Source organism: Flavobacterium difficile (genome assembly GCF_011392115.1).
Classification (GTDB): Bacteria; Bacteroidota; Bacteroidia; order Flavobacteriales; family Flavobacteriaceae; genus Flavobacterium; species Flavobacterium difficile.
Window position 1 is genome coordinate 1 of sequence record NZ_JAAJBT010000014.1, and the last position, 9,408, is coordinate 9,408.

A 9,408-nucleotide genomic window follows, 5' to 3' on the forward strand; every position below is an offset into this window, starting at 1 on the left:
AGGAGTTAGACAAATTGGTTCAAGTAATGAACGAATATCCAAACATGGTAATCGATGCGAAATCGCACACGGATAGTCGAGGCGCAGATAATTACAACTTAAAATTATCAGACAGAAGAGCAAAATCTACGGTGCAATATATTGTATCGAAAGGTATTGCTAAAAACAGAATCACAGGAAGTGGAATGGGAGAAACCCAACCAAAAGTCCCATGTACAGCATGTACAGAAGAAGAACACGCTCAAAACAGAAGAAGTGAGTTCTTGATTATTAAAAAGTAAGTTAAGATTTCATGTATATTTAATTTAGTTATAATGCAAAAGAGTCCCGATTTATTGGGACTCTTTTTTTATAAACTTAATTTTCGTTTTTATGATAATCAGAAGTGAAATATAATTTTACACTTGGGTATTTTTGTTGGGTCATTTGAATAGAAAATTCACTATCTGCCAAAAAGACTAATTGATTGTGTTTGTCGTGTGCCATAAACTTCTGTTTCACACGTTTGAATTCTTTAAACTCTTCATTTTTTGGATCATCAGGAAGCACCCAACACGCTTTATAAGCGGGAAAGTTCTCATATGTACATTTCGCACCGTATTCGTGTTCTAAACGATACTGAATTACTTCATATTGCAGTGCGCCAACCGTTCCAATTACTTTTCTTCCATTCATTTCAATGGTAAACAACTGTGCTACACCTTCATCCATTAATTGGTCGACACCTTTTTCTAATTGTTTCGCTTTTAATGGATCGGCATTATTGATATAACGGAAATGTTCTGGAGAGAAACTCGGAATTCCTTTGAAGTTCATAGCTTCACCTTCTGTAAGAGTATCACCAATTTTGAAATTTCCAGTATCGTGTAAACCTACAATATCACCAGGATACGAAATGTCTACAATTTCTTTTTTCTCAGCGAAGAAAGCATTCGGACTACTAAATTTCATGTTTTTTCCTTGACGAACGTGTAAATACGGTTTATTTCTTTCAAATGTTCCCGAAACAATTTTCACGAAAGCCAAACGGTCACGGTGTTTTGGATCCATATTCGCGTGGATTTTAAACACAAAACCACTGAATTTTTTCTCATTAGAATCTACTAAACGGGTATCCGAAGCTTTGGCTTGAGGCGTTGGAGCAATTTCGATAAAACAATCTAATAACTCACGAACTCCAAAGTTATTTAAAGCTGAGCCAAAGAATACGGGTTGTAATTTTCCTGATAAATATTGTTCTCTATCAAATTCTGGATAGACTTCAGAGATTAGTTCAATTTCTTCACGAAGTTTATTGGCTGGTTTTTCACCGATAATTTTCTCTAATTCTGGATTAGATAAATCATCAAAAGCAATTGTTTCTTCAATGTTTTTTCGACTATCACCTTCAAATAAGTTGATATTTTTTTCCCAAATATTATAAATTCCTTTAAAATCGTAACCCATACCAATTGGGAAACTTAAAGGAGTAACTTGTAAACCTAGTTTTTTCTCCACTTCGTCCATTAAGTCGAACGCATCCTTACCTTCACGGTCTAATTTGTTGATGAAAACAATCATTGGAATGTTTCGCATTCTACAAACTGCTACCAATTTTTCGGTTTGTTCTTCCACACCTTTTGCTACGTCAACTACAACAATAACACTATCAACAGCTGTTAAAGTACGGAACGTATCTTCGGCAAAATCCTTGTGACCAGGTGTATCTAGAATGTTTATTTTTTTCTCTTTATAATTGAATGCTAAAACGGATGTAGAAACCGAAATTCCACGCTGACGTTCAATTTCCATGAAATCGGAAGTCGCTCCTTTTTTTATTTTATTGCTTTTTACGGCACCCGCTTCATTAATCGCACCACCAAATAATAACAATTTTTCTGTTAAAGTGGTTTTTCCAGCATCGGGATGCGAAATAATTCCAAAAGTTCTTCTACGAGTAATTTCTTTTTCGAAACTCATTTGTGTAATTTTTTTGCAAAAATAGTATTTATTACTAACATTCTATTCCTTGATTTGTTATTTTAGCATTTGTGTTTTTAAATATTTCCTTATTATTGAAATAGAAATAACTGAAAACTAACCGTTTTTTTAATATTAATGAATTTTTTCGATGGAATATAGCATACTAATTGTAGATGATCATTTGGTGGTTAGAACAGGTGTGACCATTATATTGCAAAATGAAATTGACAATTTAAGCATTTCTTATGCTAGTAATTTTCCGGAAACCATGCAACTATTAACGGATACCATTTTTGATTTAATCATATTAGATATCAATATTCCTGGAGGAAAACAAACGGAAATGATTTCAGATATAAGGAAAGTCCAATCAGAGGTTAAAATTCTTATGTTTTCAGCTCATGAAGAAGATGCATATGCGTTACGATATTTTCATGCTGGAGCTAATGGATATTTGAATAAATTAAGTGCAGAAGATAAAATTGTGGAAGCTGTAAAAAACATCATGGAAAAAGGAAAGTATATTTCTCCTGAAATTGCTGAAAAACTAGTTACAAATCAGATAAATAATGAACCATTAAACCCATTTGATAAACTTTCAAATAGAGAAAATGAAATTGTAAAATTACTAATTAAAGGCGAAGGTAATTTAGAAATTTCAAATGGTTTAGGCATTCAAATGTCTACCGTTAGCACATATAAAAACCGAGTTTTCGAAAAATTAAGAATTAATAATTTAGTCGAACTAATTGAGAAGTACAATTTACATCATTCTTAATCATTGTCAATAATAACAGTTACTTTAGTCCCTTTATTTTCTGTAGCATCAATTTTTAAATCTCCTTTTAAGAGTCTTAATAGTTCTAAAACCATATGCAAACCTAAGCCATAATTCTGAATGGCCAGTTTATCTGTTTCATAATTTTTTAAAAGATTTAAATAATAATTTTTTATTTCATTTGATATGCCATTTCCGGTATCTTCCACACTTAAATATAATATGTTTTTAACTATTCTGGTTTCAACTTTTACATAACCTTCAAAGGTGTTTTTTATCGCATTATCTAATAAATTATGAATAATAATTCCAATAACTTTTTTATTCAATTTTATGGTTGATTGGGAAAGATTGGAATAAGTTAACTGTAAACCTTTAGCTTCCGCAATGTTTTTGAAAAACCCAATTTTTTCATTAATTATCAAACTTATTTCTTCTAAGTCTTTTTCGTCTAAAGTGTTATGTTCTAAAAATATTTTGGAATAATCTACTAAGTTTTCTACAAAAGTGTAAAGTTGCAAAGAAGATTCATGCATTATTTTCGCATTATTTTTAATGCTTTCATTTTCCGACAAAAGTGATTTTTCATGTAAATGTTTTGCTGTGATAGACAGAAATTTGAGTGGACTTTTAATATCGTGACTGATAGTGCCAATAAGTTTTCTTTGTTGAATAATTTCTTGTCTTAGATTACTTTTTGTGTTTTTTAGCCTTTTTACAGTGTTTTTTAAATCTTTAGTTCTTTCTTGAATTATTTTTTCTAAGATGTAGTTTCTTTTTTTTAAGTAATTATATCTTAATTTTATTCCCAAAACAAGCAATCCTGAAAATAAAGTTGCCAATAGAATTTTAAACCATAGCATTTCATAGTACAAAAATGGAATACAAATAGTAATCGTTTTGGTCTGATAAGTAGAAGAAAAATCATTTAATTTTCTTACTAATAATGTGTGTTTTCCTGGCGGAAGGTTTGTAAAACTTATACTTCTTTCATTATTAAGAAGAATCCATTTTTCATTTCCATTGATTAGAAGTTTAGCCTCAAAGCAAACATTGTCTTTGCTACCAAAATAAGGAAAATCAATTTTAAATTTTAGTCTTTGATATGCTCTACTAATAGTTACCGAATCATTAAAAAAAATAGTTTTGTTATCCGCTTCTACTTCATTAATATAAAATTCGTTTTTTGGTGTAATTTTGGTTATTTTATTAGGATGAAATGCCACTAAACCATTTAAACTTGGAAACACAAAATAACCATTTTTAAGTTTGGTATTAGAAGGTTGACAACCACCATTAAATTCGTTAGTAATAAACCCGTTTTTTGCATCATAATGCTGATAATAAACTGGAGTCTTCATTTTATGATAAGCTAAAAGACTTTTTTTAGACACTTCAATTAAACCTTTATTTGTGCTTATCCAAAAATGACCTGTTTCATCTTCAAGTATGCCATGAGCTGAAGCTAAAAATAAATTAGTATCAACAGGCATTTTATAAAAGTTGCCGTTTTCATATAAACTAAAACCATTGCTATATGTACAAACCCAGATTTTATCGTTTTTGCAAATAAAGATACTTCTTATATCGTTTTTTCCAGCAAGTATTTTCTTTACTTTATTTTTGTAAACTTCATATTCAATAATTTTTTCTGATGTAGCCATTAATATAGTAGCATTGCTTTTTTCTGCGAAGAAATTTACAGGTTCAACAATGTTTTTTAAAGGAACAGCATTTATTTTTTTACTATTGGCATCAATTATTTTAATTGGTGATATTCTTTTTAAATTGGTTTTAAATCCAATCCAAATTTTGTTTTTTGAATCACAAAAAATGGCATTTACTTGAAAATCAAATGTTATAAAGTCAGAAGTGCTATAATTTGTTTTTTTAAAATATCGCGTTAGTTTATTTCCATCTGGAATCCATATGTTTTTATTTTTGTCAATGGCAATTCCATATTGACTTCCTGTTTGATTAAGTTTTAAATCTTTAATTAACTGTTTGGTGTTGAAAATTTCACCTTTTGCAGTTATTAGAGTATTTGGTGAAATAGGAAAAGTAGCGTAATAATTGTTATCAATACTTTTTGTATTAGTTAATACAGTAAACTTATTGTTTGTAATTACTACCAATCCCTTATTATTCGTTCCAATAAACAGTTTATTTGTCAGTAGGTTATAGTAGATGCATTTAATATCGTATTTTCTATTACTACTAAGTTTATGTAATGAAGATAAGTATAATTTATTAGTAGCTTTTTTTAATAGAAAGATTTCAGTTTCAGAACAAATGAAATATTGTTGTGTCAAAAAGTTATAAATAAATTTTGAGTTTTTTGGAATGTTAAGTTTATTCGTAATTAAAGAATTATAAAAAGTATAAGTTCCATTGGAGTTTAAAATAATCAATTCATCGTTCAATAAAAAATAATCGCTTTTTGAATTATAGCTGATGTTTTTCTCGCTTTTTCTTTTAAGGATTTTATTGTAATAAATAATTTTACTAGCTTCAATTTTATAATAATCTCCGTTTTTGTTTTTAATGATTGAAGTAAGAAAATTCGGTTTTTGAATGATATTGTTGTTAAGAAAAAATCTAGTGTTTTCATAATTATTAAACAAATAACCTTCTTTAACTTTTTTTGCTGTTCTTTTATTTATGATAATTTTGTTGGTATAATATTCTGTAAAGGTTTGTAAAGAATCTTTTTCTATGCTACCAAACAAATACAGAAACCTATTTGATAAGGTATAGATGTTACTAGAATTAAAAGTTTTAAAATTTTTTCCGTCAAAACGTACCAATCCATTTTCTGTTGTCATCCAAATAAAACCATATTTATCTGGCGCAATACTTTTAACAGAATTTTGAGGCAAATGGTCTGTATCCGCCGAATACCATTCTTCAAAATAATTGTTTTGAGAATAAATCACATTCGAAACAAGTAAAAAAACCGTTAAGAAAAACTTAGAAAATTGATTTATGATTAATTTCATCGACAAAGTGTTAAAAAAATCCGACAAAAAGCAGTTGTAGAATTAATTCTACAAGCATTGTAGCGGTAAGTACAAATATCTTAAAAAAAAGTTAATACTTTTGTTAAATGTTTACTTGCTGTAAAGTATACAAGAGCAAAAGGTTTTAGAATTAACTTTTTTGATTAAAAACCTTCTGCAATTATTTTACGTATATGTTCGAATGCTTGTTTTGAAATTTCATTTTTCATTACATTTTTATATAATATTACTATTAAAAATAGCTTATGAATAATTTTTTACTTATTGGTTTATTAAAACTTAACGGAAGTTTAAAAAAACAAATCTTGTCCTTTTTGGCTCTCGTATTGCTTTTATCGAGTCAAACTATTCAGGCTCAAGCAATATCTCCAACAAATAGTGTTCCAAGATGTTTTAATTGTGCTCCAACAGGTTGGGTAGATTTAACTGGAACTCCGGATGTTTCTGATAGAAATTTTGCCGCAAATACTGGTATTGGTGGAGGAAATGCAACATGGATTTTAGCTCCTTTGCCTCTACCACCAAATGCTCATAACTCATGGATATCAATTCGTGATTTGGGTGTAGTTGCTGCAGAAGAAGCTGTTAGTACAACTATTACCGGTTTAACCGCTGGGCGAAATTATGAGTTAGTAGTTTACACGATGAGTGTGTTGTCAAACCAAGATGGAGGTGGAGCTCCAGCAGTGGGAAATCCTGCATGGAGATATTCTGGAACACACATTGACTTGTTTCGCTATAGAATAAACAATGCAAGTATTTTTACTATAAGTCCTGTATCACAAAATGTATGGGGTACATCAAGATTGCCATTTACTGCAACAGGACCTACTTTAACATTAGACTTATTACCTGGTACTAATTCAGCGGCAACAAACTCACCTGCTGGTTCAGCTGGTATAGAAACCGTACAAGTAGCTATAACTTTAAATGCCATTAATACAGTTCCCGTTGCAAATAATGATAGTGGTACATCAACTGTTTTAAATGGACCAGTTACTTTTAATGCAGTGGCTAACGATATTGACTTTGATATACCAGGTGGAACAAATCCTGTATTTAGTGGGATAAATTCTACTACAGTAGATTTGAATCCAGCAGTAGCAGGAATTCAAAATACTTTTACTTCGACTAACGGTGTGTGGACTGTTTCTGCAGCAGGTGTAGTAACTTTTACACCAAATCCAGGTTTTATTGGAACGGAAACAATTCCTTATAATGTAAGGGATGGATTTAGAATAGATGGAACTAGTACTCCAGCTACATCTAATAATGCTACTTTATCAGCTACAATAGCTCCAGAATCAAATTTGAGTATTACGAAATCAATAAGTGATGCTAGTCCTCAATTTAATACAAATGTCGTTTTTACGTTAGCAGTAAATAATGCAGGACCAAGTAGTGCAACAAACGTTTTAGTAAATGATCTATTGCCAAATGGATACACATTTATAAGCGCTACACCTTCAGTTGGAGGTTATAATTCTGGAACAGGAGATTGGACTATTGGAACTTTAGCCAATGGTGCCTCAGCGACTTTAACAATAACTGCTGAAGTAAGACCTACAGGTAACTACCTTAACTCAGCAACTGTAACTAGTGATATTACAGATCCTGTACCAGGAAACAATTCATCTAGTGCAGGAGCAACTCCAGTATGTAATTTTACGAATGCTCCTAAATTAAATAAAAATTAATACTTAATAATATGAAAAATATAAGCTCAACTTCAAATAAAAGCAAAGTATTATTTTTTGTTTTATTAAATAAATTAGTTAATCACAATCCTATGGATAATAAAATTACAAATTTCTTTTTTATCAGTAAATTGAAAGTTTTCAAGAAGTTTGCACTGATTGCACTACTTTTTGTAAGTTCTAATTTATTTGCTCAATCGTTTGTATTTAATATGAGCGGTCAGAGCTTTTCTTTTTTGAATGCAAACAGAACACTGCTTAGTGGTACAGGTAATACAGCAGGATCAATTCATAGATACGATAACGTTGCTACTGTTTCTGGTCGTGTAATATATGCCAGAGTAACTATTGTTTCCACAACTAATGCAACAATAGGAACATTTGATCAGGATGCCGCACCAGGAACGGCTGCAGCATTTCAACCAATTATTAATACAACGGCTGCGGCAGGAGTTGCAGGTTTTGCTTCTTATAGATTTGAGTTTTTTGATACTTTGACCAACATACCAGCCTACTTGTATAATTTTAATTTAAGTGGTTTAGATATTGACGGAGTTAGTGCAAATCAACGAGAGTTGTACCAAATTAGAGATTATTCAAATTATCAAGTTGATAATACTACTGGTTTAACGGTAACTCCTGCAGGTACTTTTACACAGTTTTTAGGATTAACTACCAGTTTACCTGGAATTACATTTGAAAATACAGCTTCATTTATTTCCTTTTATGGTAATTCTAAAACATCTATAGATGTTAATTTAGGTTCTACTGGAACAAATGCAAACAGACAAATGTCTATGGTCCTAGGTGTAGCGCCAGGGACTTTTACTACTCCACAAACAACTAGTAATGCTGCAGCTTTAACTCAAACAGATTTACAAGTAACTAAAACAGCTAGTTCTTTTAGTCCGATTAAAGGTGGTACAATTACTTTTACATTAACAGCTAGAAATAACGGAACCAGCAACGCAACAGGAGTGCAAGTTTCCGATATATTGCCTAATGGATATACATTTACAAGTGCTACACCATCTGTTGGAACCTATAATAATGCCACTGGTTTTTGGACTATTGGAACAATGAATAATGGCGCAACAGAAACACTTACTATTAATGCTACCGTTAATGAAACAGGAAATTATAGTAATTCAGCTGGTATTACAGGAAATGAAATTGATCCAAATACAAATAATAATGGAAGTACAGTAACACCTGTTCCAGTAAGCCAAACTAATCTTGGAGTTATAAAAACGATAAACAATCCAAATCCACCAGTTGGTAGTTCGGTTCAGTTTACCATAACAGCTTCTAATTCAGGGCTTAGTAATGCGACAGGAGTAATTGTAAATGATTTATTACCATCAGGATATACTTTCACGAGTGCGGTACCTTCTGTAGGTTCTTATAATACAGGAACAGGTGTTTGGAATATTGGTAATTTTTTAAATGGTGCAAATGCTACTTTAACTATTAATGCAACAGTTAATGCAACAGGAAATTTTACAAACACGGCCTCAATTTCTGGGAATGAAACAGATCCTAATACAGCAAATAATTCATCTTCTGTTTCTATTCCAATTAATTTGATGAATACTTGTCCTTCTAATACAGTTAATTTAAACACGGCGCTTATGTCAAACGCGGCGCCAAGTGGTTCTGTATTAACATGGCATACAGGAACTCCAGCAACTAATGCAAATCTAGTTTCTGATCCTACAACAGTAGTTGGAGGTACTTATTATGCCTCATTTTATGATACTGCAAATATGTGTTATGGACCAGTTAGCGGAATTGTTAATGTTTCTGTTACACCTTGTAGTAATCCACCAGTTGCTAATGATGACGACCAAAGTGCTACACCATTAACAGAAGATGGTGCAGATGGTACCGTTAGTGTTTTAGCAAACGATACCGATGTGGATGGTAACCCAAGCGCACCGGTAAACGGAGT

Annotated in this window: 5 protein-coding genes and 1 pseudogene; 4 read left to right on the forward strand and 2 right to left on the reverse strand. The window is 31.2% G+C overall.

Translation table 11 applies throughout. The annotated features are described in order from the left end of the window. Positions 1 to 281 (forward strand): OmpA family protein (locus G4D72_RS13180; protein WP_166078202.1); only part of this gene is annotated, 281 nt, incomplete at its 5' end. Positions 282 to 357: 76 nt separating this feature from the next. Here G4D72_RS13180 and G4D72_RS13185 read toward each other — a convergent pair. Next, positions 358 to 1,959, reverse strand: a complete 1,602-nt coding sequence (locus tag G4D72_RS13185; RefSeq protein WP_166078203.1) for a peptide chain release factor 3 — start codon at positions 1,957 to 1,959, stop codon at positions 358 to 360. 151 nt (positions 1,960 to 2,110) lie between these two features. Between G4D72_RS13185 and G4D72_RS13190 the strand changes: the two genes are divergently transcribed. After that, positions 2,111 to 2,740, forward strand: a complete 630-nt coding sequence (locus G4D72_RS13190; protein WP_166078204.1) for a response regulator — start codon at positions 2,111 to 2,113, stop codon at positions 2,738 to 2,740. Here G4D72_RS13190 and G4D72_RS13195 read toward each other — a convergent pair. Beyond that, positions 2,737 to 5,739, reverse strand: a complete 3,003-nt coding sequence (locus tag G4D72_RS13195) for a sensor histidine kinase (protein WP_166078205.1) — start codon at positions 5,737 to 5,739, stop codon at positions 2,737 to 2,739. The two genes, G4D72_RS13190 and G4D72_RS13195, sit on opposite strands and share 4 nt — an antisense overlap. A 266-nt stretch (positions 5,740 to 6,005) precedes the next feature. Between G4D72_RS13195 and G4D72_RS13200 the strand changes: the two genes are divergently transcribed. Both G4D72_RS13200 and G4D72_RS13205 read left to right on the forward strand, forming a co-directional pair. After that, positions 6,006 to 7,457, forward strand: coding sequence for an Ig-like domain-containing protein (locus G4D72_RS13200; RefSeq protein WP_166078206.1), 1,452 nt, complete (start codon positions 6,006 to 6,008; stop codon positions 7,455 to 7,457). 11 nt (positions 7,458 to 7,468) lie between these two features. Continuing rightward, positions 7,469 to 9,408, forward strand: a pseudogene (locus G4D72_RS13205) (DUF11 domain-containing protein); the annotation flags it as partial.